The following is a 26735-nucleotide window of genomic DNA, read 5'->3' as shown; positions in this document are numbered from 1 at the left end:
TAGGATGAACTAAGATGAGTCTAAGCTCGAAATATACTCTCACACCATTGCTATTATTACTTCTTAATGGTTGTAATGGTGGCGGTGGGAATGATGCCTCTGAACCCCAAACGCCTAACAATCACCCCCCTATTGCGATAGCTGGGATCAATCAACATGTAAAGCTGAGTGAAAAAGTGGTGCATCTCGATGGCACGGGTAGCGTCGACTACGATCAAGACTCAATAGCCTTCTCTTGGAAAATGGTATCGAAACCCTTCAAGAGTAAGGCGGAGCTCATTAATCCAGAATCCAGAACTCCGCGCTTTGAACCAGACTTATTGGGCACTTACCTTGTAGAGTTGGTGGTTAACGATGGCAAAACAGACAGCCGCCCTAACCAAGTAAAGATAGAAGTCATCAGGGAAGACGAAAATACACCACCAACGATTAAATTTACCAAAGATAAGTACACCGGTAACCTAACTCAGCAAATTAACCTAAACACAAGACCTCAAGATATTGATGGCGATAAATTGTCGTTTACATGGGAAGTGTTGTCCCACCCACAAGGCAGCAATTACTCTATAGCGAAATCGACTGTATATGATTTCAACTCAATCAAGGCTGATACGGAGGGCAATTATGTGGTTAAAGTGACTGCATTCGATGGCTTTTCTGAAGCTTCCGCTACGACCACCGCTTCCTTTTTTTATAAAAATGTCCCTCCACATGCGGAGGTAGATGGTTCAATGTTTTGGGTTCTTGATAACATGAGTGTCCCATTGAATGGCACACCCAGTGGTGATGCCAACGGCGATGTACTCACTTATGAATGGCACTTCACTAAAAAACCAAACGGCTCATCCGCCGTCATCGATGATCCTTATGCTGTGCTAACTTCATTTTCGCCAGATATCTCCGGGGATTACGTCGTCAGTTTAACCGTAAATGATGGCGAGTTTTCAGATAGCCATTCTGTGGGAGTTAGAGTAAGAGCGATTTCTGAATCCCAACCGCACACCAAACTCACACGCGGCTCAGATACCACTCCTTTGCGACTGCCTCACAAGCAAAATGACGTCATCGATAAAACATCCGATACGGGTCCTATTCCTAACTATTACACTCTCGATAGCTATACTTTTGAAGCAGTAGGAAAGCCAGTCACCATTACTCTCGGAAAGTATACGCTTAGTAGTAGCAACGACGATGTAACACCAAGGATATTAGTTGGTTCTCAAAGCTACTTTAGTAAAGACCTTCAAGATAACGATGTCATTATTGTTATCCCCGCTGGTGACAGCTTAACCTTCCAACTACAAAGTCCACCGACCAACGGCAAAGTGGCAAAAGCCTCAATGGGCTTCAGCTGGAGTCTTAACGGTCCTAATGACTTTAGTATGGTTGAAAGAATTTCCACAACGATTGAATTTACCAGCCGTTAAAACACAAGCAGCTATCAAAAACGTCCACAGTTGTGGGCGTTTTGTTTTTTATTCGCCAACAATTTAAAAAATCACAAACTTATTTACGGGTTTTGTCTCCTATTTCGGTGTACTAAATGAGACCGCGTTAGTCATCTGTCGCGCGCACCGGATGCACTGGCATGGTCTCTTTCTTTAACTATTTCAATCAACAAAAGGAAGAGACAATGAAACCACTTCAACTTTCATGGATTGCAGCAGCAATGATTGGTCTAAGCCCACTTGTTCATGCAGGATTTGATGGCGCGATCAGTGATGATTCGCTTCGCCAAGTAGGAGAATCAGAAGTTTGGGTCCCATTTATTCACTCTAAAGGCAATGCAGGCATCGGTAAAACAGGTGGCAAACGAGTGGACTTTGAAGGTCTAGCTGGTGGTATTTTTGATGACGAGCGAAATGGTGTTCACACATCAGGCAGCAAACATTTTCAAGACAATTTTTACAGTTTTGTCCAAGTAGCGAATCAAGATGTGTGGTTTGGAGAATGGTACGAAGGTAAGAAAGATTCTGAGTTTAACAACCGTACCGTTTACTACGTCGGTAATGATGCAGGAACGACTGTACCAACCAGCGGCAAGGCGACCTACAACATTACTGGTATTAACAAGTTCTCTGGCGCAAACAAACTTTCAGGTACGTTTAACGCTGATTTCGGAGCCAAAACGCTAGACGGTTCAATCAACAATAGCAACCTAACGGTAAGTGTAGACGCAACGATTAATGCAGCCACCGCAGCATTTAATGGCACTGCTCAAGCTGTACAGAATGGCACAACCACGAATGGCGCTTCTCAAGGTCACTTCTTTGGTGCGAATGCTGCTGGCTTGGCTGGTATCGCCACCTTTACCAACAATAGCGATCTAGACACTGCTTTTGGCGGCGAGAAAAAATAACTCTCGATTCAATGAGTGATAACCAAGAAGCAGCCCGTGCTGCTTCTTTTTATATGGAATATTTATGGCGGTTAGAACCTCTTACACCATCGCTCTGACATCCCTGTTAGTGCCGTTGTTTTCTTTTCCCGTTGTAGCCAATGACCAAGATACGAATCTTCGCATTCAGCAAAGAGATGCGCTATCAGCACAAGAAAAAGAAAAGCGTCTCCTGCAAGAAGAAAAAGAACTCGAATTACAGAGGTCGAAGCAAGCTCAGGAACAAAGCTCGTCAGATCAAAGCAACGACAACTTAGGGCAAGCGCTTTACCTAGCAGTTAAAGGAAAGCAATGGTCACAAGTAGAAGTACTATTGAACCAGTATCAATCTTCACCCTATGCAGATCCTTTACTTATCCATTATGCCCAAGGCGGTCTATCACGCTATTTAGGTCGTTTAAGTGATGCAGAGGCAGAGTACCGATCGCTTTTATCCTTATATCCGAATTTTCTTCCCGCTCAGTTAGAGCTTGCTCGCGTTTTGTTTGAGCGTAAGAAAAACCAAGACGCACACACCCTTTTCTCACAAATCAAATCTACTCTCCCTACTGATAACCCAAGGGCTGATGGTGTCAGACGTACTCTCAATGCCTTTATATCAGCACTAGAGCACAGAGATGCATGGCAAGGTGCGATCAGCTTTGGTCCAACTTTCAATGACAATCTCAATAGCAGCTCAGAAACCTATACTTGCTTAGTCCGTCATGAGACAGGAAAGTGTTTATTTGATCGAGTAACACCGGAAAAACAGAGAGCAGCAGGGTTAACTTTTAATGCAAGTGCGAATAAGCGCATTAGCTTCAAAGGTCATCATGGTATGAGTTTGCAAGCGCTGACGTATGGTTCTCGTTACAACAATCACAGTGAATACAACGAGCAAACAGCGAATGTTAGCTTTGGTTACAGCTTTCAAGACCAGCGTCATAGTATCTTGGTTGCGCCGTTGATCGAGTACAGCACATACGCAGATAAGAGTTTGTATTGGTCAACAGGTCTAAAGTTGAATGGATTCCATAGCTTAGACTCGAAAAGCGCATTGAGATGGGAACTAAAAGGCGAATACCAAGATTACCGTCCAACAAAGCTCGACTATCAATCAGATTGGCAATGGAATGCAAGCATCAACTATTGGCACCAGTTGCCACAACAATGGCTCGCATTCGGTGGCATAGACTGGACGCATAAACAAAATGATCAAGATGTACATGCTTACCAGCTCTATGGTGGTCGAATCGGAGTCGTGAAAAGCGTCGAAGGTTGGCTTGACGCTAACCTGTTTGCATCACTGCGAGAAAGGCAATACGAGGGATATAACGCCCTACTCGATGCAAAGAGAAGAGACACAGAGCAAAACTATACTGTCACATTTTCCTCTCCAAAGTTGGTTTTTTGGACGTTGACACCCATTCTAGAGTGGACTCATAAACGGGTAAACAGCAACGTTGATTGGCTGTACACCTATCAGCAAAATGAGGTGAGCGTAAAATTTGAAAAGCGTTTTTGACTCTAAAATCACGGCAAACATGCTTTACAGTGTAAATTGACCCAAATATTTAAATTTATTTTACGGATTTCGTTACTTCATTCGGTGTAGTGGATAGAGCAGGCGCGAAAAGGTTATTTGCGCCATCAGTCATTTTCACAACGAGCAATGGATAATGAATAAGCGTTTTTTTCTCCTAGTGTCGGCATCTTTTAGTCTGGCACTTCTTCCCCTTTCTTCTTCTGCAACTGAGTCAACTGGTACTTCTATAAATAACTCAGTCACCGAAACACAAATAGCACCACCTTCTAACCCGCTCATCACCCACGATTTATCCCCAATGGGTATGTACCACGCTGCTGATTGGGTGGTAAAGGGAGTGATGCTCTCACTGCTTGCCGCATCCATTTTGACTTGGGCAGTTTTTCTTTTTAAACAAGTACAACTGATGAAAGCAACACGACGCACACAAAAACTACTTACTGAGCTTGTTGATGCAGAGTCATTGGAAAATGCCAAACAGACCACTCAGCCTTTTAAAGGCGTAGAATCCTCACTAATTTCAGCAACGCAGCATGAATTGCAACTCTCTTCTCTAGGCTCTGCTTCAGAAAATGGCATTAAAGAACGCGTACAACTGCGCTTAGAAAGAGTGCAAGCAGAATTAGGGAGAAGCATGACTTCACTGACCGGCATCCTCGCAACCATCGGCTCCGTCGGTCCTTTCGTTGGATTGTTCGGCACAGTTTGGGGCATCATGAATGCTTTCATCGGAATCGCAAAATCTCAGAACACGACGCTAGTGGTGGTCGCTCCGGGGATCGCAGAAGCCCTCCTTGCCACGGCAATTGGTTTAGTGGCAGCAATTCCAGCAGTGGTCATCTATAACTACTTCACACGTAAAATTTCTGGCTACAAAGCGCAACTCGCCGATGTCTCCGTAGCATTGATGATCTTGGTTAGCCGAGATTTGGATCAAAAGCGAATGCAATCTCACCAAGAACACAACGACACAGTGCTAAAGAAGGTGGGTTAAGCCATGGGATTTAAGCCAGCCTCAGACAGCGATGATATGGTTGAGAATCATGAGATCAACGTGACACCTCTGGTTGACGTCATGTTGGTGCTCTTAATCATAGTGATGGTTGCCGCCCCATTAGCGACAGTCAACGTTGCAGTCGATTTGCCGACGTCATCTGCAGAGCCTCAGCCTCAACCTGATAAACCAGTTTATCTCACGATTCAAAAAGACCTAACCTTAGTTGTGGGAGAAAAGCACGAGACTTCGCTTGCCGATTTGAAGCAAGCCCTAATACAAGCCGAGGTTGAACCAGACACTCGGATATTTCTTCGAGCTGACAAATCTCTGAGTTATCAAGATTTAATGAAAGTGATGAATGAAATGGTCGCTAGCGGCTACAACCAAATTGCATTAGTTGGTGTAGAGCAAGCGTCGGGAGCGCCACAATGAATGCTCTAGCGGGACCATCTTTTCGTTATAGCTATAGGAAAAAACGTTTTGTTTTAACGGCTATACTACTGAGCGCCTCTCTTCACGCCTTAATAGCCATCGCTTACATGTGGACACCTGAGTATGACTTTTCCTCTCCGCCACAAGCGATACCGATTACAGTGAGTATCGTAGCACCAATGGCTGCCCCCAAAAACACGGTGAAAGCGGTTGAAAGTACAGTGCAACAAGAAGAGTTAATTCAACAAGCCCGTCAAGAGCAATCCGTAAAACATAAGCCCGAACAAGAGCAGTCTCCAGCTTTAGTCAAATCCAAACAACCGAGCACGATTGCTGCAAACACTGAAAAGCCAATAAAAACAGAGAAACCAAAACCGAACAGATCAAAACCAGAAAAGCAGTCAAAGAAAAAACAACCTGAAATCAATCAAGCCGCCAGTTCAAAACCTAGCTTGGAGACGAAACGTGAATCCAAACAAATCAGCGCACTAAGGCAGGGTCAGCAATCCGAAGCAGGACGAGCGGCAAAGGTAAGTTGGCAACAAGCTCTGCATGCACACCTAGAACGAGAAAAACGCTATCCAAGGCAAGCACGTCGACTTAAGAAGAAAGGGATGCCAGTGATTCGCTTTACCATGGACAGGGAGGGAAATGTTCTCGATGTGGAACTCGTAAAAAGCTCAGGAACAGCATCATTAGATAAAGAAGCGATTGAGCTTGTAGGACGAGCGCAACCGTTAGTAAAACCACCTTCAAGTGTCAAAGGCGCTCGCTTGACACTAACTCTTCCTATCAATTTTTCGTTCTAGCCAGCCTGAAAAACAAAGGAGAGAATTTACAGTGTAAACTCTCTCCTCTATCTAAATTCTTATCTATTCCACTTTACAGTGTAAATTACAAAACCGCGTATCGTTTTACACTGTAAATTTAGCGATTAAAGCTTGAAGCTCTTTGCGTATCTCAGCTTCGATTTGCTTACGTCCCGCCAATCCAAATTGTTTTGCGCACTCATTCCAATCTTTGTTTAAGAGTGACTTACTGATCAGCAGATCAGAAACATCAACCAAACCAAATTGAAGTAACCATTGTTGAAGCCATGTCGACACAGATTCAAAGCTATTACCACCTTGAGCATAGCACTCCACCAAAGTGAGCTTCGCCTTATTCAACGAGACAGCTTGAATTGGTTGGGATAACAACGTACGCATTAAACTCGGCTCAAGTCGTGGATAAATCGCAGAAGCACTCAACGACAATAATTCTTCAAATAGATGCTTAGACTCTTCAATCCAAGACTGCTGTTGGGCGTTACAATTGCGAACCATCAAAAGTGAATAGCAGCCACTCGCAGCGTCACGCATCGTTCCAAGTCGAATCGACTCATAGCCCGAGCGTTGCCAAAACTTTATGAGTTCTTCCGTTGCACCAAAGCTGGTGGACAAATAGGAAATGTGAGATGGCGCAGATTGCTCCAGCAATGACAACATATGTTGACCAATTCCTTGCCCTTGCAACTCAGGATGAACAGCGATACGCATCACACGTAATGTAGAAAGCGCGCCGACTTCTGAGTAGCCAAGCTGGTTAATAATGGTAATGGGAGCTAAATGCCCTTTTGGACGACGCTTGCCAAGCTGGATATCTTTAATTAGGTTTTCGGCAAAGTTGCCTTCTTCCACGGTTAAAATCACACCGGCGATTTGACCTTGGTACTGAGCAACATAAACCTGACTGTTTTCATCTTGCAGCAAGTGAAGTAAATCATTAGGCGCCGTTTGATAATGCGCGTTGACCAATAGCGCAAAGCACGTTTTCAATACGGAAGGATTAGAAATCAGCTCGGACTTACGGAGATTGATCAATGCAATTTCACCAAGCTCTATTCGCTCAAACGGTTCAAGCTCTGCATTCAACAAAAACGTCTCATACAGCCACGACTCTAGATTGTCATTTGTACTCCAACGGATAGGCTGTTGAAGGTGGTGGCTTTTCATTCCTGGTCTTTGTTCTTTCAACCACTCAATAAACTTAAGCGTAAACCCTCGACCACACCCTTCATAACCATGTATCGTGCTCGAAAAAACCAAACGATGATAATGTTCCGTAATTTGCTTGAGCATTGGTACAGGGATCGCCGCAGCTTCATCCACTAACAACAAGTCACATTCCGGCATAGACGAAAGCAGCTCGTCTGGGGCAATAAATTGGATGTACCCCTGCCCTACTTCCAATCGATCTTTCTTAACTCGTTGCGCTGTTGAAAGTAATCGCAATGCATGCTGATAGATGGGTTCAACAGCTTTAATGCTTGGTGCGGTAACTAAGATACGCAGCGTCTTTTGCTTAAGAAGCTGTGCACAAGCGATACCTAAAGCGCTGGTTTTTCCACGACCACGGTCAGCAGTCAACACCAATGGACGCTTGCGGTGTCCCGTTACGACTTTCTCAACTAATGCTACCGCTTCAGTTTGTTGCTCAAACTGGTTTTCCTTCGCGCCATATTGTACGCTCGATAGTGTCGGCAACGGAAGACTCTGGTCTATCACAGTCAGTTTTTGCCAATGCATTTGCATCCACAAATCAGCTTCGCTTGGTTGCTCTTGTTTATTGGCGATAACAAGCAGCAATCCACCGCCAACTAAAGCCCCAAGAGCAGCGGTAAAACTGTTGGCATCGACGCCTTTTCTCGCATCAAACAATAAAACATCGCACTCACGACCAAGCAACATATTGCCTTGTTTGCCAGACACACAAAAAGCCCCTTCAAGGGACCAATCACCAACACAGAACCAAGTCTGATCCGATTGATGTTTGTAAAAGTCAGCAATTAGCGCATCTTGCCATTCGGGCTCACCATAGATAGCCACGCCACGACGTTGAAACGCATCATGAGATTGAGTTTGAAGTTGAGAAAGGAATTCAGATTGAGCGAGCATTACGTATATCCGAGCATTAAACTGACGCCATGTTATCACATCTCGATTCACGGAGACTTTGCCAAATTGCAGACATAAAAAAACCGCCCGAAGGCGGTTTCAAAGAAGAATATATTTACTTCATTTTACTCTCAACGAAAGCAAGAATTTCTTCCATCAAGCTGTCGTCAACTTTCTTCAAGTTAAGAGCAAGGTTATTGCCTTTGCGGCTGTAGCTTGCACGCCCTTTAACAAGATCAACTTTTTCAGCTTTCTTAGCTGGCTTCGCAGGTGCTAATTCTGCAATCCAGCTTTCAATGCTTTCTGTCACTTCTTTTGTCAGACGAGCAACACCTTGAGCTGTGCTACGTTGCCACAGGTAGCCTTCAGACGTACGGCATTTATCCAGCAGATTTTGTTGCTGTTCACCAGTTAGTGATGAGAATTGCTTGTGCAGCTTCACTATCGTTGGACGACCTAAATCGCCAACATTCGGGTACGCTTGAAGAAGCTCTAACGGTAATGCCGCCGCTTTTAACGCACCACTCACCAATGCTTCGCTGCACTGGAACATTTTTGCCAGTGCTTTTTGGTCTTCTGCTTCGCCGCTTTCTAACTTCGCCTGCATCTCTTTACCTTTCTCGTAGAGAGACAGTGGCTTGTGCGCGTTTGCAACATCAGAAAGGAATTTCGCGTGGTCTGTGTTGATGCCGTCACCAACGTAAACCAAGAAATCTTTGCCCGCTAAGATACAAGACATACGACGGCGGCTACCATCTAATACTTCAATCTTGCCATCTTGCGTGCGACGACCAACTGCTGGATATTGTTGACCACGTTCTTTCAACGTCACCAAAACATCCGATAAAGCGTGTTCGTTTAGGAAAGATTGCTCACGAGCGTTTTCTGCAAATACGCTCGTGTCTGTCGCCACTTTATCCGCAGGGATTCGTACCAATTCAAATTGCACAGTATTCTCACCAGCGACTGCTAGTTCGATAGTTTGTGCTTTGTCTTTTGCCGCCGTTTGCGCTTCTTGAGGTGTCGCAACACGACGCTTATTGGTTTTACCAAATAATTTCGCGTTTAATTCAGACGTTTTCAATGCCATTTATTCATTACCCCTGATTCAATGACGGCCAGTTAGAGTGCAGTACGCGCTCTAGTTCTAATGCACTCTTGTGTACCGCATCTTGTGCAGTTGCGAGTGTTTTCTTACCACCTTCGAAGTCGCCTATGGTTAAGTCAAACACAGTGCTGTAGGTATCAGCACAGGTTTCGAATGCACGACTGCGAGGAATGGTAGCCATCATAACTTGGTCACCTAGAAGATAGTTCATTTCAGTTAGAACAGAAACTTGCTTCTTGTTGTCGTCTTCAAACATAGTAGGCATCAGACGAACAAACTCAAGACCGTTCCAATCTTCAGGGAACATCTCATAAACCGTTGGTAGGTGTTGGAAGAAGTTTACTGTCGAAGCCCAGTCAAGACGCTTCGCCGCACAAGGAATCAATAGCGCGTTCGATGCGTACATTGCGTTCCATACTAGCGGGTCAACGTGTGGACCGGTATCAATCATAATTACGTCGAAGTCATTCGCGATCTTGTCAATCAACTGCTCTTTCAGCAGACGAACGATATCTAGCGATGGGTCTTCAGAGAGTGTTTGCCACGCTTCTGCGTTGAACATTGCGTCTTCTGGGAAAGCAGAAATCGACTTCAAGTTCGGATATTGCGTCGGCAACAGTACGTTCTTGTGAAGGAATTCACGATCGATTTCAACACCATCAGGCACGTTACCCAACATGATATCGACAGCAGAATAGATGTTGTCGTGTTCTGCCACGCTAATTTGTGGGTTCAAAAACAGACGCAGAGAGCCTTGAGGGTCAAGGTCAATCAAACAAATACGGTAGCGTTTATCTAGGTTTAGAGCCAGACACGCCGCCAAATGAACCGCGGTCATCGATTTACCCGTACCACCCTTTTGGTTTTGTACGTTGATGATCCATGGTTTATTTTCAGAATTCTTTTTGCGTTCATGGAATTTTGGCACTTCCGCCGCATCCATTAGCATGTGCGCTTCTTCAAGCGTGATTGAATAATGGTTAGCATTATTCTTTGTAAATTGATGACCTTCCGCTTCCATCTTGCCGATAGCATCGTCTAGTTTACGACGAGTTAAACCAGAGCGGGTTTCCATCATTGCCTTAGACATTGGTGGGAAGTAGTTGTCACTACGCTCTTCCAAAACAATCTCAATACGGTCAGCTTGAACTTGTTGCGTCAGCTCTGCTAATTCCTGGAGATTTTCAATCGTTGTTTCTCTTTTCATGCCAAATTCCGTTGGAAGGATATCTGCATTTCATTGTACAGCACTACAACACAAAAACAACAAAAAGGTGCACAAGCATTTTGAATAACCATCACATAAAAAACACTCACAAACGCCAGTTTTATGATTTCACCATCAAAACATCACAAAATTTAATCAAAACCCTGCGAATAAAGGCTTTAAACTCGACTAGATTTAAAATGTCACACTGTCACTTATTTACAATGTAAATAGTATTAATCTCGGAACGATTATAAAACAACGCTAAATTACGGATAGTGTGAGATGAATCTTATGTTGGATGATTTTCAGTGTCTCTTTAAAGAAATGGAAAAAAACCACACCTTGATCATGCATCCAGTACGTTAGAACGTATATTTAAGTGAAATGAAGCGGAAGTATGATCAAGGGGAGTTCTTGATCATACTTCCGGTACTCACACCAAAATCGAAAGCATGATCAAGGAAATCAACGCATCATTTACATTGCAGCTCGTTATTTCAAACGGATCAATTTACCGGAAAAATGATCAAGTGAATTAACCACTCGGAAGCATGTAATTCTCAAGCTAATTTACGGAAGAATGCAGACAGACAGGGGGATAGAGGCAAAAACGAATATAAAATCACGGAACGATGAAAACAAAGCGAATGCAAAATGTAGAAACTCATCTGATGATCATGCTTCCGTTTAATTAACGCTAATCATTAATAAGAGGCACAACCAGCAAAGTAGAGTAAGTTTTCATCACATGCGCAAATAATATCCAACTCAATGAACAGAACGTAAAAAACCTCTCTCTTGATCATCGATCCGAGTGTAAAATGACAATGTTTCAATATGCAGAAACCGAAAGTTTTCCATTTGAACCGCTAGGATCTGTGGATAAGTTGTACAAACATCATGATCATCGTTTCAAGGCTGTTTTGATCATCTTTTCAGAAACTTAATGATCATGCTTACGACGTTTTGTGATCATGCTTTCCGGCTCATGTTGATCATCGTTTCGATATAATCATGATCATAGTTCCGTTAATGAACTTTTAAATATCATTATAAAACAAAAGCTTACAGCACTAAAAATCTCCAGATCATTAGATCATATAATCAATTAAGATCAGAATAATCAGAAAGATCAGTTATTTAAAAACCCAAGATTTTTTCTTTATTTATGATCTGTTTTTCTTTATCCTTCGGAACCATAGCAAAACTACGGCTAGTGTGATCTGGATCTAAAATGACGGCTGATGAAAAAATTCTGATTAAAGCGCCAAGAAGCCATAAGGATGGGCACCTTTTTGAGGTACACGAATCTTCTGCAGATTGGGTAGAGCAATACCAACACTTCAAAGGGGTAACCAAAAGCATCTTGGAGTTACTTAATCTGATCTCTTTAAGAGGGTTCACCAGCAAAGATGGTTTGGTATCTACAACTGAAATTGTTGAAGCGACAGACGGTCAATTGACCAGAGCAGCATTACAACAGCGCCTGCGTGCTGCCGTTAACATTGGTTTGTTTACTCAAACACCAGTGCGTTTTGAAGAAGGTCTCGCAGGTAAAACCATGCTGCATAAGTTCGTTAACCCGAATCAACTTATTTCAGCCTTAGGTGCCACCAGCTTAGTAACTGAAAAAGTTCGTCAAAACGAAAAGCAAAAACGTTCTAAAGCCCTAGCACAAACTCAAGTGAATAAACGTTTACTGAACGAACATGGTTTAAATACTCCGCCGATGATGAAAGATGAAGCGGATCAATTTGTTGTTTCACCAACCAATTGGGCAGGGATCATCGACCAAGCTCTCGCGCCACCGCGTACTCGAAAAAGTTATCAAAAATCCATGGTGTCGATCTCTGGCACAAAAGCTGTGATTGAAACTCGATCGTCTAAAAATATCATGACGGTAGATGATCTGATGACTTTGTTTGCTCTGTTTACTCTAACGGTGCAGTACCATGATCATCACAAAGATCAGTACCACATGGATGCGGCGCATGTTCCAAACAAAACTCCTCTGTACATTACTGATATTCTGTCGTTACGTGGCAAAAAAGACAGCGGTCCGGCACGAGATTCCATTCGTGACAGCATCGATCGTATCGAGTTTACCGATTTTCAATTGCATGAGCTGACAGGGCGTTGGCTTAGCGAGAACATGCCTGAAGGCTTCAAGAGTGACCGTTTCCGTTTCTTAGCGCGTACTATCACGGCATCGGAGGAGGCTCCAACAGAAGGCGCTGATGGCGAAATTCGTATTAAACCAAATCTGTATATCTTGGTTTGGGAGCCATCCTTCTACGAAGAACTGCTTACGCGAGATTATTTCTTCCTGTTCCCACCAGAAATTCTGAAGCAGCACACTTTGGTGTTCCAACTGTATTCATTCTTCCGTAGCCGCATGGTACGTAGACATACGGACTGCATGTTGCTGAGCGAATTGAACCAGAAATTAGCGCGCAATATTGAGTGGCGTCGTTTCTCCATGGATCTGATCCGTGAATTAAAACGACTATCGGAAGGGGCTGGGAGCGATGATCATTTTGTTGTGAATCTTTGGGGATATCACTTGACGATCGAAGCGATGATCGAAAACGACAAGGTGATGGATTACCAAATCGACATTAAATGCGATGTGGAAGAGGTGCTGCGTTATTCTCGTGCTCGTACAACCAACGCAGGAAAGCGCAATATGGCGCCTACACTGCCAAACCCACTTCGCAATGAGATGGTGACCAGGCAGCAGCTAGATGAGCTCTCAGGTATCATAGACGGCGAATTTGAGCCTATTCAGCGTAAAGCCCCGTCTCCACGTGGCAATTTAGGTCGCCGAGTGAAACAGAAAAAGCACTTGGTAGAGATCAATGCTGACGAGATAACCATAACTCTATCTAAATATACCTCTCCAGAGGCTCTAGAACGCAGTATAACGGCTTTATCGGCGATGACAGGGCATTCGTATGCCTCGATCAAAGAAGAGTGTTCTGACTTCATTGAGAAGCTTGATTTCTTGAGAGTAGGGGATGCACCGCTTCCATACGAGACATTAAGTAAGACAGTCGAACTGTTTAATAACCAAAATGATGTCAAACATCTCACCATTGAACGTTTGATTGCGGGCTTAGCTGTCCGTCGTAAGGTATGCCGTCAGATCTTTGAAGGTCATATGGATGAAATGGTATTCAGAGCACTTGATGAGATGGCGATCTGATATCAACCAAGCGGATACTTATCGAGTGATAAGCATGAGTAATTGATTCAGAATGTAACAATGAATTGCACTGATGGAAATCAGACTTAACTCTTACAAACCACTGACATTGCAACGCTGAGCGCAGACTAAGATTTATCCCGAATAGACAACCTTTTGTCCTTTCTGATGATTAATAGATTGGCTCATATTGTTACATTCATTCTGAATAGACTTCGCGAGTTTCTCCTCAAGAAACTCGCTTTTTTTTATCTAAAATTCCTGTCTTTTGTATCCACAAAATCCATTCGGAACAAACAAGCAACCTTGATCATCTTTCCGGATTAATGACGTAATCCTTGATCATGCTTCCTAGTTTCATTCCAATTTAACGATCGCATCAACGCAACGTGTGACTCGATCAAGCTGCTTGCTTGTTGCTGCCACTCATTTTGATCGTGCTGTTGATTGCAAAACTCCAACGCCAGAACGGTCAAATGTTGCAATCGTTTGAGGCACCAATCCTTGATTAGAAGATCGGTCATCGGTTGGCAAGCCGCGTGTTCTAGCTTTGCACTGGTGTACTGTAGGATTTGAAACGCTTTTTTATGGTCTTGATGCCTAGCGTATTGAAAGACTCTTAGGCAGCCATCTAGCCAACAAGCGATGGCTTTACTCTGTTCGTCCGTTAATTCTGGACCAAATACAGAAACAGGTGCTTGATATAAGATCGCTTCTAATCTTTCTACTTGATCATGCTTCCGATTATCGTACCAATCTGAAATATGATCTTGCCAGGTCATCAAATTCATTAAGCTGCCTCAGTCCATTGTTTTACAAAGTGGTTTGGTCCGATTTGATCGAATTCTTCAACGATAACACTGCTGCGATTACGGATCTCATCGGCATCTACTGAATAGTTTGGTTCACTTTCCACTAGGTTGCCAAACGGCAGATCAGGATCTGGCACCGCAGAGATCAACAACTTAGTGTACGGATGCTGTGGGTTCTTTAAGATCGCTTGAGTGTCTCCCCACTCCACGATCTGTCCTTTGTACATTACTGCGGTTTCTTCGGCGATGTAATGTGCGGTTGCAAGGTCGTGAGTGATATACAGAAATCCGATTCCAAGCTCTTTCTTCATGCGCTGCATTAGGTTGAGCACACCCAAACGAATCGACACATCCAGCATCGATGTTGGCTCATCGGCAAGGATAAGTTGTGAGCCTACCGCCAGAGCTCGCGCGAGATTGACGCGTTGACGTTGACCGCCACTAAGTTCATGAGGGAACTTGTTCAGAGTTTCCTCTGGCAGCTCGACCAAATCCAGCAGTTCTAGTAGCTTGGCTGGGATTTCTTTGTCACTCTTCACCTGCTTATGAATCTTCAGTGGGCGAGTTAAGTGATGACGAATAGTATGGGTTGGGTTTAAAGAGCCAAACGGGTCTTGAAACACCATTTGGACCTTGCTGCGATAATCCTGAATCTCAGCGCGAGCGGTAATATCGTTGACGTTTTTCCCGTTAAATAGGATTTCACCATCACTGGCTGGATACACTTTGGTAATTAATCGAGCGCAGGTACTTTTCCCACAACCAGACTCGCCTACCAGAGCAAGGGTCTTTCCTGCATAAAGATCAAAACTCACGCCCTGAAGCGCGCGGAAGGTTTCTTCTTTGGCAAAACCACCACCGACTTTGAATTCCTTGATCACGTTTTTCATTTGGATGATCGGTTCACTCATGCTAGCGCTCCTTCCGTTTGCGGTTGTTTGTGTACATCGTGGATATTTGGGAATGAAGCCCAAAGCTTTTGGGTGTATTCGTGTTGAGGATGATTGCGGATTTCGTATGAACTATTCACTTCGACAATCTTGCCGTGGCGCATGATGGCAATGCGGTCGCACAATTGGCTCATGAGCGCTAAATCGTGGGTAATAAAGAGCACAGAGAAACCAAATTCGTCACGCAACTGATAGATTTGCTGCAAGATTTCGCGTTGAACCACTACATCAAGTGCTGTGGTTGGCTCATCCATGATGATCAGCTTTGGGTTGAGGGATAAGGCTATTGCGATCACCAAGCGCTGACGCATGCCTCCGGAGAACTGGTGTGGGTATTCTCCCAGACGATTTCTCGGAATGTTGACCAAGTCGAGAAGCTTCTCTGCGCGGTCTTTGGCTTGCTCGTTGGTTAACCCTTTGTGGTGGCGTAATACGTCGGCAAATTGTTCCTGAACCGTGAGTACCGGATTCAGCGAGTTCATGGCACTTTGGAACACCATCGCAATCTCGCTCCAGCGTAGCGTATTTAGCTCATTATCAGGTAGGCGAAGGATGTCTCTGCCTTCAAATAGAATTTGTCCACCAGAGATAAACGCGGGCGGCTTGTGTAGGCGGTTGATAGAGAAAGCAATGGTACTTTTGCCACAGCCAGATTCTCCAGCCAGACCAAATATTTCGCCCTTGCCAATATCAAAGCTCACTGATTTAACAGCATTGAAGTCACCGTTATCAGTGATGTAGTCCACGCATAAGTCTCTGATCTGAATAACAGGATCAGAGTGGAATGCCTGGTTCAGGTTAAGTTCACTCATAATTACACCTTACCAATACAAAAGATAATTATTATCATTATCAGGTGTGTAAGGTTTGCGAAAGATAAAACCGTCTAATCAGTGAAGTGACTCGAAAGTTGAGTGTAATAAAAAGATTTTTTTCCGTTATGGAAGTGTGAATTTATGAGGGAAAAATGAGAGCTGGATCAGCTCACTTTTCGTAGGGGGAATTCTTCAAATCTAAACGCTAAAAACGTGGTTTGCAAAAACTAAATGATGAATCTATTAAAGAGTTGATGAAAGGTCGAAAGGGGTCACATTTCCCTACTGTTTTTCTTACCTCTGCATTGGGGGTTTGCTATAGATTACCCATCGAAAACATGGTGTGTTCGGAGGAAATATGTCCATTAATTCTATCGACCATGAAGAGATGAGCAACATCGCTCACAAATGGGAACTCCCAGAAGAAGAAGCCGTTGTGAGACCCGAGAAAACCGTGAAGTCTGCCGAAGCAAGACGTCGTATTGAAGCACTTCGAGAAATCCGTGAAAGCGGCTTGAGCATCGAAGAAGCAAGGGAACTTGGCTTAATTCACTAATTCTCACACTGCGGTATAAAAACCATGGGGTAGTCATAGGGCTGCCCTTTTCATTTTTCTGATTTACAACCAATTATTTGACTTTCTTACCCTGCGTTACTAAAGCTTATATCAATAGCAATATGCTTTTTGTTGACTATTAAACAGCAACGTCAGGAGTACGATTATGGTTGATCAGATCCTTTTCTATGAGCCCGATGAATCCCACGGTTTTCTCTCCAACTTTTGCCAAGCTCCAATCAAAGTTTCCACCCAATCTTGGCCCACCAGCGAACATTATTATCAAGCTCAAAAATTCAGTGACCTCAAACTGCAAAACAAAATCCTCTTAGCGAAAAGCCCCGACGAAGCCTTTGCTTTAAGCCGCAAATATCAACATCTCGTCCGTGAAGATTGGGACGACGACAAACTCTCCGTAATGGCGTTTATCGTCCGTGAGAAGTTTCTGCAAAACCCACTGTTAGCCCAACAGTTGATGCAGACAGGAAACGCCTGTCTTACCGAACATTCGCACAAAGATGCCTTCTGGGGCGATGGCGGTGATGGCTCTGGTGAAAACTATTTAGGGGAGATTCTGATGAACGTACGTGCTGAACTAAAACATGTAGAGCCATATAGTCTGGTTCGCTTTGTCGATAAAGCCAAACTGCCAACTCAATGGGGCACGTTTATCATGCATGGTTTTATCGAGAACGCGACAGGAAAAGAACATCTCGCCTTGGTGTATGGCGACCCTGAAAACAGTAAAGCGCCGCTGATTCGCCTGCATTCAGAATGCTTAACTGGTGATGCGCTGTTCAGTACGCGTTGTGATTGCGGCTTCCAGCTTAACCGTGCATTGCAAAACATTGTCGAAGAAGGCTGCGGTGTGCTGCTTTATCTGCGCCAAGAGGGCAGGGGGATTGGCTTAATCAACAAGATTCGTGCGTATCACTTGCAAGACGAAGGCGCAGACACGGTCGAAGCCAATGAACGTCTTGGCTTTGCCGCAGATATGCGTGACTACGCGTTTTGCAGAGGGATGCTGGAGCATCTTGGAATCGATGAAGTACGTTTGATGACCAACAATCCACGTAAGCTTGCAGCGCTGAAGAAGGTGAACATCAACGTGATAGAAAGAGTGCCACTGCAAGAGGGCAATAACCCGCATAACCAACATTATCTGCAAACCAAAGCCAATAAGCTCGGCCACATGTTTGACCCCAAATTTGTTGAACAAGATTAGTTGCAGAGATGAAATAAAAATAAAACCGCTGGCTTATCCAAGCTGGCGGTTTTTTATGAATGCTAAGGCGTGAGTGACTAGATGTATTTTTTGATGATGTCGTCGATTTTTCCTGAATTTTTAAGCTCCGCTAAGCGTTTATTGATGAAGCTCTGTACTTTTGGATTCATCTCTGGAGAGAAAGCCAAATAGATGGAGTAGTCAGGGATGATTGAACTGAAAGATTGGATCTGGAAGTCTCCCATTGGCAACTCTAGGCGTTTGATGTTGTATACCACGCGCGATTCCATTTCGACGAAGGCGGTATCACCAGGAGTTCGTTGCAGAACGCGATAAGCAGCGTCGTAGTCTTTGACGCGCATTTCACTGACGGTGCCGTTTTCAAAGAATGGGCTAAGGTTAGGATAATCGAAGCCAAGCAGTAGTACGATAGAACGACCTTGCATATGCTGCATATCGCTAAATTTGAATGGCGCTTTGCTGCTGGACACGAGTACGTGTTTTACAGTGTAAATAGGCTGTTCAGAGAGGTTTTCCGATTGCACTTTCCCCCAATTCGGGCTGCCATAAGTGACCCAGTTTTCCTCGCCGCCCGCTTCGAGTACCGAAATCATGCGCTTGAATGGGTAGGTGTGGTATTTCACTTCGTAATCGGATTCTGCAAAGATGGCACTGACGATATCAGTCACAATTCCAGAGTGTTGCTCTCCTTGCTGCTCTATTTGAAATGGGCGGGCTTGCTCAGCAATTACGTAATAATTCACTTCGCTTGCCATAGAGTATGAGCTTAAGGCCATAAAACTAAAGCCTAATGTACGTAAGAGTCCTTTCATCCTAACCTCGATTATTGTCGTGACGTGACTATATTTATAGTAGCGCAAGTTTAAGGGAGCGATTTCATATGGGGATAAAAGAGCGAGCTCAACGCCGATTTAGTATCGGAAATCAATTGATGCTGGCGATTTTTGCGTTGAGTTTAATCTTTACCGTGATCATCTCTTCGATCAGCCTTTATCGTGATTTCAACGATGATCTCGCTCGCTTAGATGTAGAACTTGAACAGGTAAAAACCAGCTACCTGTCCAGTTTCTCTGCCAGTTTGTGGGTTGAAGATAGAGAACTGTTACGCACTCAGGCTGAAGGCGCAATGCGCCTACCCTCTGTGGACTATCTAAGAATCGCGACACCGGATGAAGTGATCTTCGAACTAGGTAGCGCATTAACGGAAGATCGGATCGAGCGTCAATGGCCGTTGAAATACGAAATGGGGACGAAAATTTATGATCTCGCCGAAGTGACGGTGCAATCAGATCTTAGCCCGATCTATCAAGGGTTATGGCAAACCTTCTTTTTTCTCGTGATCGCGGAAGCGATCAAGATCTTCTTACTCATCATTGGTGTTTTATGGGTGGCATTTCGTTTGATGGTGAAACCACTAGAGTTGCTCTCCGGTGCGGTGAGCGATTTCAGTGGCGGTCATGTACCTAGTAAAGTGACATTGCCAAAACGTTGGTTCTTTGATGAAGTGAGTTTGTTGGAACGCAAATACAACCGAAGTGTTGAGCGTGTGAAAGAGCACCAAGCTGAAATCGAAGAGGCGCGTGACAAAGCTGAAGTGGCAAACCGTAAGAAAAGCGAATTTCTTGCCACCATGAGCCATGAAATTCGTACGCCAATGAACGGGATTATCGGTATCGCTTCGTTGCTCGGAGATACCAAACTCGATGATCAACAAAAAGATTTCGTTTCTATCATTAACAGCTCTTCCAACTCGTTGATGGTCATCATCGACGACATCCTCGACTTTTCCAAAATTGAAGCGGGTAAGATTGAGTTAGAAACCACGACCTACAATCTACTCGATTTACTTCACGAGGTCGGGCGTCTTCATACTGTCAAAGCTCAACAAAAAGGTCTTCAACTGGTTTGTGATATCGACCCTCAGTTACCTTTAGAAGTCGAAGGGGATGTTGGCAGACTCAAACAAGTGTTAAGCAATCTGCTCAGTAACGCGGTGAAGTTCACAGAGCGCGGGCATGTTAAGTTAATGGTGTCGCAGGTGAGCCGAGAAGAGGGGGTTGCCAGCGTGCATTTTCGTGTTGTGGACTCGGGTATTGGGATTGCCAAAGAGAACCAACAAGCGGTGTTTGAGAAGTTTCAGCAAGCTGATGGCAGTACCACTCGTAAGTACGGCGGTACTGGTTTGGGTTTAGCGATTTGCAGTAGTTTGGTCGAAGTGATGGGCGGAGAAATCCGTCTGACCAGTGAACCCGGTCTAGGCAGTTGTTTTGAATTTACTATTCCACTCAATATCGTCAGTGAAAAGGCTATTTCTCCTCAGACACCAAATGTGTTCGATTTTCCGAATGGTGAGAGTAATGCCATCACTTCTGAGTGTATTAACTCAGCCAAAGACGAGGGGAAACCTTGGATTCTGGTGGTGGAAGACACGGCAGTGAACCAGAAAGTGGTACGCATGATGCTAGAAAAACTCGGAATGCAGGTGAATGTTGCCGAACACGGTGAAGAAGCGCTCCAGCAATGCCAAGCGCATAAATTCGATTTGATATTGATGGACTGTCAAATGCCAGTGATGGATGGATTTATTGCCACTGAAAACATTCGCAAGATGGGCGAGTGGGGTCAGCAAGTGCCGATCATAGCGTTGAGCGCCAATGTGATTAAAGAAGATCAACAGCGTTGTTTTGATGTTGGCATGAATGAGTTTGTTGCCAAACCGGTTACCAAGGAGCGTTTGCAGCAAATTTTTGAGCAATATCTTCCTGATTCATTGCAAACCCGATCGAATCCCAAGGAAGCAACTTGAAATTGATCAAGGAAAGTGCGTTTCACTTCTTAAAAGTCAAATCTGTGTGCTATAGTGCGCGGCTAGTATTTATTAAAGTACCTTGAGGCTGTGAATGTCGTTCAATCTATCCCTGTTGCCGCCTGACGAGAAAAACAAAATCGAACTTGATAAGCAAGCATCGTTTTTGGTTTGGAAGCTTAAAGAAGCGAAATCTGGTCCTGAAGCGATAGAAGAAGAGTTGTCTAAGATTAACGACGCTGATGAGAAAGTGTTTTTTCAACAGGCAATCGATAAGTACAAACGAGTAATGGGTGTCGCATAAAGCGAGCGTGGCTCTGGTGTAAACCGTAGCGGCGAATGAGGTTTCCTCCCCATTCCTTTGCAAGGTGAAAGGTAAAATCTTCACTCTTTGCTAAAATCCTTCGCATTAAATTTGAATTTAGAGAGACATCCCGATGGGAAGAAGTTTTGAAGTGCGCAAAGCCTCAATGGCGAAAACTGCAGGCGCAAAAATTAAAGTTTATTCCAAATACGGTAAAGAAATTTACATGTGCGCGAAAAACGGTGGTGGTGATCCAGACATGAACTTGTCTCTGAAGCACCTGATCGCAAAAGCGAAAAAAGACCAAGTTCCTGCACACGTTATCGATAAAGCGATCGACAAAGCGAACGGCGGCGGTGGTGAAGACTACACTCCAGCACGTTACGAAGGCTTTGGCCCTGGTGGCACAAGCGTGATCGTAGACTGTCTAACAGACAACGGTAACCGTACATTCCAAGACGTTCGCCAATGCTTTGTTAAAGTAGGTGCGAAAATTGGTGTTGAAGGTTCTGTTTCTCACATGTTCGATCACCAAGCGGTATTCCAGTTCAAAGGCGAAGATGATGAAATCATCCTAGAAACGCTAATGATGGAAGACGTAGACGTTACTGACGTTGAGCTAGAAGATGGTGTTATCACTGTATTCGCACCTCACACTGAGTTCTTCAAAACAAAAACTGCGCTTAACGCTGCATTCCCAGATCTAACGATCGACGTTGAAGAAATCACATTCGTACCGCAAACGAACACGCCAGTAACAGGCGAAGACGCAGAGAAATTCCAGAAGTTCCTAGACCTTCTAGATGACTGTGACGACGTTCAACAGGTATACCACAACGGCGAACTATAATTCGGTTTCCCAGTTGTAAAAAAGGCTTCCCGAGGGAAGCCTTTTTGATCGTGTTGTTTGTCTTTTCTATTGTGACTAGCGTTTAGGTGTTTCGGTATTTGGAATAACACAGCGACATGATCACACCAAAACAGATGCCTTGAGTCAGCATCGCCGTACCACCGTAGCTAAAGAACGGCAATGGGCTACCCATTACTGGCAACAAGCCACTTACCATGCCGGTGTTGATGAAGGCGTAAAGGAAGAAGCTCATCGCTAACGCACCACTTACCAGACGACTGAAGAAGTGCTCAGATTGGCATGCCAGCAGCATCACACGTGCCGTAATAAACAAGTACAGCGCCAACAACACCACACAACCAATAAAGCCCCATTCTTCTGCGTAGGTCGAGAAGATAAAGTCAGTATGGCTTTCAGGGATAAAGCCTAGTGTACCTTGAGTGGCATTCATCCAGCCTTTGCCTTTCATGCCGCCAGAACCAATCGCAATCAACGATTGGATGATTTGGTAGCCCGAACCCAGTGGATCCGATTCAGGGTGCAAAAACTGCGTTACACGGCTCTTCTGATACGCTTCCATCACAAAGAACCAGAGTATTGGTGCCAGCGTAAGAATACTCACCAAAAAGCCGCCAATGATCTTCCAGCTCATGCCTGCAAAGAACAGCACAAACAACGCGTAAATCACAGTGAAGATAGCGCCGTCCAAGTCAGGTTGTAAGGCAATTAAGCCCGCAGGGACAAAGGTGATCAGCAAACAGAAAGCAATTTTGCGAATGTCTGGTCGCCCACCTTCTAGATGCAGCATCCACGCAATCATAATGGGAATGGAGAGCTTGATCAGCTCAGAGGGTTGAAAGCGGAAGAAGCCGATATCGAGCCAACGCTGCGAGCCATTGGTACTATCGCCAAACAGGGCAACGGCTGCCAAGAGAGAAACCGCAACCAGATACAAATAAGGCGCTGAACGTTGATAACTGGACGCTGGAATCGACGACATGACCAAAATACACACCAGCGTCAAACCGCATCGAGCGAGGTGTTTAAAGAGCATAGCTTCATTGAATCCACTGGCACTCCATAGAGTGAGCGAACTCAATAGCATGATCGGAATGATCGCCATCAAGAGTGGCAAATCAATCCTAGGGAAGAAACGCTTGTTCATTTTCTACAACCTAAAAACGCCCCAACGCGGGGCGAAAACAACCAGAACTCTGCGAGCTCAAACTATTCCGATGCTAAGAATCCAATTTGGAAATAACAGACACCACGCAAAGGTGTGCAAGAGAGGAGTGTGCGACGCCGCCTGTTATGGGTAAGCTGACCTGGAAAGTCGTGGGAAGGATAAATACACCAGGCTGAGGTTTTGCGCCACACTTTTTATAAGGTTGAAATGGAAATTGGTACAGACAGCGCAATGAAATGAGCAGAATCACCTTAAGTATTGAGCACTTAAGGCGATGGCATGATTAGGCTTGGGCTTTTTCTGGCTTGTGCGTGAAATGGTACAACGCCCACAGCACAAACAAAGTCACGGTAAGCTCCCAAGCTCGGAGGAAGGTGCTTTCCAAGCCCAGTTCGCTGCTGGTCATGTACAGCTGAATCGGCAGCATGGTCGCCAATAATGCATCAGCATGAACGTCTTTGGCTGGACCTTTTGCTTTTGCCATTGATGCGGTAATCATAAAGGCAAGCAGACCCAATACGATGGTGTAGTAACCGAACGTGGATTGATGCCCAGCCATCAACAAGGTGAACACTACAGCTAATGCACAGCCGCCCACCTGAGTTTGAAAACGGCGGTCAACCACGTCGATAAAGCTTTTGTGTGTGGTTTGCGTTGCTGCGGCAATCACTGGCACCAAACAAAACGTTGCTGAGATGATGTCGACAATCATTAAGAACGCCACACCAAGACCAATCAACGCGAGTGAAATCGCTCGGTTCTCAAACGTAACAGGCTCTTCTTCAAATGCTGGTGGTTTGCCGCCACGTTCAACAGGGAACAGAGTCACCATGGTTTTTGCGACGACCATGGTAATCAGCATCGATAGCAGGATTTCATGAATGCGCATTGGCATGTCCATGGTGGTATGCTGAGCAAACACCACAATCAGAATCCAGTTGAAGGTTGGCATTAGCATCTGACCTTTCTTCGGCGGCGTGGTCGCTCTGCGGCGCATAAAGTCGAAGAAGAACAAGCTAATGGTCCACACCACAAACGGATGCTGCGAAAACACTTCAGTTACCACTAATGCTGCACTTGCTGCTAATAACGTAGGTAGCAAGGTGCGAAGCAGACCAAGCCAAGAATAGTCTTTGTTCTTGGTCATGATGATGGTTGGGTACAGCGCCAGATAAACTGGAGAATCAAGGTTCAGCAGTTTGCCCAGCACCATACAAATTGTCACAGTAAGGGCGACACGCAGTGCTTCATTACGCTCAGAACGACTTTGAAACAGGCTTTCGAAGGTCCACATGGTTCACCCCTTAGTAGATGTAGCGGAACATCGCTACCAAGTGAATCCAAGCTGAGCCAATGACATCCATGATTGGATTACCGCTTTCAACGATCACACTTGCTCGTGAACCAGAAATCATAGAAGGATCCAACTCGTTAACTGTAATGCGAGTACGCACTTTCTGTTGCTCACGGATCCAACGAGTATCATTGGTCACGCTAGAAAGCTGCCCATTAGCATTGTTGGTATCGTAAATCGCACGCTCTTGGCTGCTGACTTCACCAGTAAATACTTTGCCTGGTAGCGCATCGAAGGACACCAACACTTCGCGACCATTAGTTAGCTTATCAATGCCTTTTTCGTTGAAGTCCGCACTGATCCACGCATGAGCTTCGTCCACCAGCAGCAACGAAGCTGTGCCTTGTGTGATGTAGCTGCCTGATTGCAGTTGCAAGTTCGTTACCACGCCTTCAGTTTGCGCCACGATTTGGGTATGGCTTAAGTCGAGCTCCGCACTGGCAAGTTTTGCTTCTGCCAATTCAATAGCCGCTGTGCGGTCTTGAGTAGAAAGCTCTGCCTCAATGCGTTTCACTTCTGCGTTCGCTGCTTCAACCGCGCTGCTGGCGACTTGTGTATTGGTGATCGCGTCATCCAGCTCTTGCTCAGTAGCCAGCCCTTTATTGCGCAGTTTTTGGTTACGCGTCAGTTTTTGCTTCGCGTTGTGGTATTCGAACTCGCGTTGGCTTTGGGTTTGTTTCGCTGCTGCCAATTGTTGCCATTTCGCGGAATCTGATTCACGTGCTTGGCGCAGTTCGGCTTTGGCTTGTGCCACTTTCAATTGGTAGCTGCTGGCATCGATAGCAAACAGTGGCTGACCTTTTTCAACCAATTCACCGTTATTCACCATCACATCCGTAATCACACCAGATACCTCCGGCGCAATGGTTGCGACATTACGATGCAGTGTCGCTTGGGTGGTGAAAGGGGAAACATTGTCTGAGGTGACTAAAAAAGCGGAGAACAAAGCAGCCGCTGAAAAAACAGTGTATATCGCGTATTTATAAAAATTTTCTTTCACGTCTGTACCTAGTATTCATTCGTTATTACGCGCCGCGTTCACGGCATATTCGGGTCTCTTTTCTACGTGGGCTAGGTTATACTCATCTAAAATTGGAAAAAATAACCAATGGAAGAAGTATGAATTCCATATTTGGAAACGTTGATGATCTGTACCTGTTTTGCTCAGTGGTTGAGCAAGGCTCTCTGCTCGCGGCGGCGAAAAAGCTCGAACTGCCGGTCTCTACTATGTCTCGTCGTTTATCGGCGCTGGAAGCGCGTCTAGGGCTGAGGTTGCTGGAGAAGAAAGGACGTGAGTTGGTGGCAACCGAGACAGGCTTACAGGCGTTTGACCAGCTCAGCAGTGCGATGGCGCAGATTGAATCCGGCATCTTGCAGCTCAATCAGCAAAGCCAAGAAGTGGAGGGGCGAATCCGACTGGTGATGCCAAGCCGCTTTTACAATGACTTGGTTGACAAGGTGGTTGAGGACTACATCAAAACCTATCCAAAAGTGACTATTGATCTATTGCTTAGCCAAGTGAATTCGATTCCAGAAACCGATCGCGATCTGGTGGTGACGTTCGATTTGGATGGTTTGGACGATATGATCGCGCGCCCGTTGTTTAAAGTAGAGCACGCTTTCTTTGTTAGCCCAGAGTACTTAGCGCAAGCGGGTGGCAATATTGAAACCTTACAAGATTTAGCCAAGCAAGACTGGGTAGCCAGCACACACACCACACAAGTGCCTATCTATCAGCAAGACAAGCTGGTGGACATGCTCAACTGCAAGCCGCGCTTGGTGGTCAATGACATAACTGCAGTGATCAAAGCGGTGGAAAACGGCTTGGGGATCGCCTCGATTCCCATTCGTCATGCGAAACCTGAGCTGAATCTGGTGCAAGTCGCGCAATCCTACAGCCGTGGGGATCGTCAAGCCTATTTGGTTTATCGTCAACGCAACTACCAGCCTAAGGCTCTCAGCTTAATGATTGAGGCGATATTGCAGGCTGCCGAAACGCAAAACCATTCATCCTCTCTCAATACCATTCACTCCGCATAACTGCC

The 26735-nt window shown here is 44.9% G+C and carries 23 protein-coding genes; 13 read left to right on the top strand and 10 right to left on the bottom strand.

The window, feature by feature from the left end; all coding sequences use genetic code 11:
- Positions 1 to 14: 14 nt before the first annotated feature.
- The 6 genes from AACR11_RS26015 to AACR11_RS25990 all read left to right on the top strand — a co-directional run bounded on the left by AACR11_RS26015 (position 15) and on the right by AACR11_RS25990 (position 6161).
- Positions 15 to 1427 carry a PKD domain-containing protein gene (locus AACR11_RS26015; RefSeq protein ID WP_074051905.1) on the top strand — a complete coding sequence of 471 codons (1413 nt, stop codon included), beginning with the start codon at positions 15 to 17 and terminating at the stop codon, positions 1425 to 1427.
- A gap of 206 nt (positions 1428 to 1633) precedes the next feature.
- A complete protein-coding gene (locus AACR11_RS26010) occupies positions 1634 to 2359 on the top strand; it encodes a Slam-dependent surface lipoprotein (protein WP_005450033.1) in 726 nt (241 codons plus the stop codon).
- Positions 2360 to 2423: 64 nt separating this feature from the next.
- Positions 2424 to 3902, top strand: coding sequence for a surface lipoprotein assembly modifier (locus tag AACR11_RS26005; protein WP_029790501.1), 1479 nt, complete (start codon positions 2424 to 2426; stop codon positions 3900 to 3902).
- A 154-nt stretch (positions 3903 to 4056) separates the two neighbouring features.
- Positions 4057 to 4917 carry a tonB-system energizer ExbB gene (gene exbB / locus AACR11_RS26000; protein WP_017818307.1) on the top strand — a complete coding sequence of 287 codons (861 nt, stop codon included), beginning with the start codon at positions 4057 to 4059 and terminating at the stop codon, positions 4915 to 4917.
- A gap of 3 nt (positions 4918 to 4920) precedes the next feature.
- Entirely contained in the window at positions 4921 to 5352 is a 432-nt protein-coding gene (exbD, locus tag AACR11_RS25995; RefSeq protein ID WP_009699148.1) for a TonB system transport protein ExbD, read from the top strand.
- A 107-nt stretch (positions 5353 to 5459) separates the two neighbouring features.
- Complete coding sequence (locus tag AACR11_RS25990) at positions 5460 to 6161, top strand: energy transducer TonB (protein WP_339367395.1); 702 nt, start codon at positions 5460 to 5462, stop codon at positions 6159 to 6161.
- Between the two features lie 105 nt (positions 6162 to 6266).
- Here the strand turns inward: AACR11_RS25990 and AACR11_RS25985 are convergent, their stop codons facing one another.
- The 3 genes from AACR11_RS25985 to AACR11_RS25975 all read right to left on the bottom strand — a co-directional run bounded on the left by AACR11_RS25985 (position 6267) and on the right by AACR11_RS25975 (position 10603).
- Complete coding sequence (locus AACR11_RS25985; protein WP_029790504.1) at positions 6267 to 8288, bottom strand: GNAT family N-acetyltransferase; 2022 nt, start codon at positions 8286 to 8288, stop codon at positions 6267 to 6269.
- 115 nt (positions 8289 to 8403) lie between these two features.
- Positions 8404 to 9378 (bottom strand): ParB/RepB/Spo0J family partition protein, encoded by a 975-nt coding sequence (locus tag AACR11_RS25980; RefSeq protein ID WP_029790505.1) that lies wholly within the window; start codon positions 9376 to 9378, stop codon positions 8404 to 8406.
- Positions 9379 to 9385: 7 nt separating this feature from the next.
- Complete coding sequence (locus AACR11_RS25975; protein WP_005448834.1) at positions 9386 to 10603, bottom strand: AAA family ATPase; 1218 nt, start codon at positions 10601 to 10603, stop codon at positions 9386 to 9388.
- 1237 nt (positions 10604 to 11840) lie between these two features.
- Here AACR11_RS25975 and AACR11_RS25970 point away from each other — a divergent pair.
- On the top strand, positions 11841 to 13811 hold the full coding sequence (locus AACR11_RS25970; RefSeq protein WP_029790506.1) for a replication initiator protein RctB domain-containing protein: 1971 nt from the start codon (positions 11841 to 11843) through the stop codon (positions 13809 to 13811).
- A gap of 323 nt (positions 13812 to 14134) precedes the next feature.
- Here AACR11_RS25970 and AACR11_RS25965 read toward each other — a convergent pair whose 3' ends face one another.
- Genes AACR11_RS25965 through AACR11_RS25955 form a run of 3 tightly spaced genes read right to left on the bottom strand, consistent with a single transcriptional unit; the run spans position 14135 to position 16385 of the window.
- A complete protein-coding gene (locus tag AACR11_RS25965) occupies positions 14135 to 14602 on the bottom strand; it encodes a hypothetical protein (RefSeq protein WP_005448840.1) in 468 nt (155 codons plus the stop codon).
- Positions 14602 to 15534, bottom strand: a complete 933-nt coding sequence (locus AACR11_RS25960) for an ATP-binding cassette domain-containing protein (protein WP_029790507.1) — start codon at positions 15532 to 15534, stop codon at positions 14602 to 14604. The genes AACR11_RS25965 and AACR11_RS25960 overlap by 1 nt, the downstream gene beginning before the upstream one ends.
- Positions 15531 to 16385, bottom strand: coding sequence for an ABC transporter ATP-binding protein (locus AACR11_RS25955; protein WP_005448842.1), 855 nt, complete (start codon positions 16383 to 16385; stop codon positions 15531 to 15533). The genes AACR11_RS25960 and AACR11_RS25955 overlap by 4 nt, the downstream gene beginning before the upstream one ends.
- 361 nt (positions 16386 to 16746) lie before the next feature.
- On the opposite strand from AACR11_RS25955, the gene AACR11_RS25950 reads away from it, so the two are divergent.
- Positions 16747 to 16944, top strand: a complete 198-nt coding sequence (locus tag AACR11_RS25950; RefSeq protein ID WP_005448843.1) for a PA3496 family putative envelope integrity protein — start codon at positions 16747 to 16749, stop codon at positions 16942 to 16944.
- 166 nt (positions 16945 to 17110) lie between these two features.
- Positions 17111 to 18169 (top strand): GTP cyclohydrolase II, encoded by a 1059-nt coding sequence (gene ribA, locus AACR11_RS25945; protein WP_079325250.1) that lies wholly within the window; start codon positions 17111 to 17113, stop codon positions 18167 to 18169.
- A gap of 77 nt (positions 18170 to 18246) precedes the next feature.
- Here the strand turns inward: ribA and AACR11_RS25940 are convergent, their stop codons facing one another.
- Complete coding sequence (locus AACR11_RS25940; protein ID WP_005448846.1) at positions 18247 to 19002, bottom strand: substrate-binding periplasmic protein; 756 nt, start codon at positions 19000 to 19002, stop codon at positions 18247 to 18249.
- A gap of 68 nt (positions 19003 to 19070) precedes the next feature.
- Between AACR11_RS25940 and AACR11_RS25935 the strand changes: the two genes are divergently transcribed.
- The 3 genes from AACR11_RS25935 to AACR11_RS25925 all read left to right on the top strand — a co-directional run bounded on the left by AACR11_RS25935 (position 19071) and on the right by AACR11_RS25925 (position 22150).
- On the top strand, positions 19071 to 20996 hold the full coding sequence (locus tag AACR11_RS25935) for an ATP-binding protein (RefSeq protein WP_029790510.1): 1926 nt from the start codon (positions 19071 to 19073) through the stop codon (positions 20994 to 20996).
- A gap of 94 nt (positions 20997 to 21090) precedes the next feature.
- Entirely contained in the window at positions 21091 to 21300 is a 210-nt protein-coding gene (locus AACR11_RS25930) for a DUF3283 family protein (RefSeq protein WP_005435877.1), read from the top strand.
- A 133-nt stretch (positions 21301 to 21433) separates the two neighbouring features.
- On the top strand, positions 21434 to 22150 hold the full coding sequence (locus AACR11_RS25925; RefSeq protein ID WP_005435878.1) for a YebC/PmpR family DNA-binding transcriptional regulator: 717 nt from the start codon (positions 21434 to 21436) through the stop codon (positions 22148 to 22150).
- A gap of 82 nt (positions 22151 to 22232) precedes the next feature.
- On the opposite strand, the gene rodA is transcribed toward AACR11_RS25925, so the two are convergent.
- From rodA to AACR11_RS25910, 3 genes are all read right to left on the bottom strand, one after another.
- Entirely contained in the window at positions 22233 to 23315 is a 1083-nt protein-coding gene (gene rodA / locus AACR11_RS25920; RefSeq protein ID WP_005428884.1) for a rod shape-determining protein RodA, read from the bottom strand.
- 304 nt (positions 23316 to 23619) lie between these two features.
- A complete protein-coding gene (locus AACR11_RS25915) occupies positions 23620 to 24630 on the bottom strand; it encodes a DUF2955 domain-containing protein (protein ID WP_005448864.1) in 1011 nt (336 codons plus the stop codon).
- 10 nt (positions 24631 to 24640) lie between these two features.
- Complete coding sequence (locus AACR11_RS25910; RefSeq protein WP_017818313.1) at positions 24641 to 25690, bottom strand: HlyD family secretion protein; 1050 nt, start codon at positions 25688 to 25690, stop codon at positions 24641 to 24643.
- Between the two features lie 119 nt (positions 25691 to 25809).
- On the opposite strand from AACR11_RS25910, the gene AACR11_RS25905 reads away from it, so the two are divergent.
- Positions 25810 to 26730 (top strand): LysR family transcriptional regulator, encoded by a 921-nt coding sequence (locus AACR11_RS25905; protein ID WP_029790511.1) that lies wholly within the window; start codon positions 25810 to 25812, stop codon positions 26728 to 26730.
- Positions 26731 to 26735: the final 5 nt, after the last annotated feature.

This window comes from Vibrio sp. L85 (genome assembly GCF_963871815.1).
GTDB lineage: Bacteria > Pseudomonadota > Gammaproteobacteria > Enterobacterales > Vibrionaceae > Vibrio > Vibrio harveyi.
The sequence above is the reverse complement of the archived record's forward strand: the minus strand, read 5'-3'. Positions and strand labels throughout refer to the sequence as shown.

Bases quoted from the DNA above. Each gene is read 5' to 3' on its own strand.
- AACR11_RS26015 (WP_074051905.1), top strand. From the start codon at position 15: ATGAGTCTAAGCTCGAAATATACTCTCACACCATTGCTATTATTACTT.
- AACR11_RS26010 (WP_005450033.1), top strand. From the start codon at position 1,634: ATGAAACCACTTCAACTTTCATGGATTGCAGCAGCAATGATTGGTCTA.
- AACR11_RS26005 (WP_029790501.1), top strand. From the start codon at position 2,424: ATGGCGGTTAGAACCTCTTACACCATCGCTCTGACATCCCTGTTAGTG.
- exbB (WP_017818307.1), top strand. From the start codon at position 4,057: ATGAATAAGCGTTTTTTTCTCCTAGTGTCGGCATCTTTTAGTCTGGCA.
- exbD (WP_009699148.1), top strand. From the start codon at position 4,921: ATGGGATTTAAGCCAGCCTCAGACAGCGATGATATGGTTGAGAATCAT.
- AACR11_RS25990 (WP_339367395.1), top strand. From the start codon at position 5,460: ATGTGGACACCTGAGTATGACTTTTCCTCTCCGCCACAAGCGATACCG.
- AACR11_RS25985 (WP_029790504.1), bottom strand. From the start codon at position 8,288: ATGCTCGCTCAATCTGAATTCCTTTCTCAACTTCAAACTCAATCTCAT.
- AACR11_RS25980 (WP_029790505.1), bottom strand. From the start codon at position 9,378: ATGGCATTGAAAACGTCTGAATTAAACGCGAAATTATTTGGTAAAACC.
- AACR11_RS25975 (WP_005448834.1), bottom strand. From the start codon at position 10,603: ATGAAAAGAGAAACAACGATTGAAAATCTCCAGGAATTAGCAGAGCTG.
- AACR11_RS25970 (WP_029790506.1), top strand. From the start codon at position 11,841: ATGACGGCTGATGAAAAAATTCTGATTAAAGCGCCAAGAAGCCATAAG.
- AACR11_RS25965 (WP_005448840.1), bottom strand. From the start codon at position 14,602: ATGAATTTGATGACCTGGCAAGATCATATTTCAGATTGGTACGATAAT.
- AACR11_RS25960 (WP_029790507.1), bottom strand. From the start codon at position 15,534: ATGAGTGAACCGATCATCCAAATGAAAAACGTGATCAAGGAATTCAAA.
- AACR11_RS25955 (WP_005448842.1), bottom strand. From the start codon at position 16,385: ATGAGTGAACTTAACCTGAACCAGGCATTCCACTCTGATCCTGTTATT.
- AACR11_RS25950 (WP_005448843.1), top strand. From the start codon at position 16,747: ATGTCCATTAATTCTATCGACCATGAAGAGATGAGCAACATCGCTCAC.
- ribA (WP_079325250.1), top strand. From the start codon at position 17,111: ATGGTTGATCAGATCCTTTTCTATGAGCCCGATGAATCCCACGGTTTT.
- AACR11_RS25940 (WP_005448846.1), bottom strand. From the start codon at position 19,002: ATGAAAGGACTCTTACGTACATTAGGCTTTAGTTTTATGGCCTTAAGC.
- AACR11_RS25935 (WP_029790510.1), top strand. From the start codon at position 19,071: ATGGGGATAAAAGAGCGAGCTCAACGCCGATTTAGTATCGGAAATCAA.
- AACR11_RS25930 (WP_005435877.1), top strand. From the start codon at position 21,091: ATGTCGTTCAATCTATCCCTGTTGCCGCCTGACGAGAAAAACAAAATC.
- AACR11_RS25925 (WP_005435878.1), top strand. From the start codon at position 21,434: ATGGGAAGAAGTTTTGAAGTGCGCAAAGCCTCAATGGCGAAAACTGCA.
- rodA (WP_005428884.1), bottom strand. From the start codon at position 23,315: ATGAACAAGCGTTTCTTCCCTAGGATTGATTTGCCACTCTTGATGGCG.
- AACR11_RS25915 (WP_005448864.1), bottom strand. From the start codon at position 24,630: ATGTGGACCTTCGAAAGCCTGTTTCAAAGTCGTTCTGAGCGTAATGAA.
- AACR11_RS25905 (WP_029790511.1), top strand. From the start codon at position 25,810: ATGAATTCCATATTTGGAAACGTTGATGATCTGTACCTGTTTTGCTCA.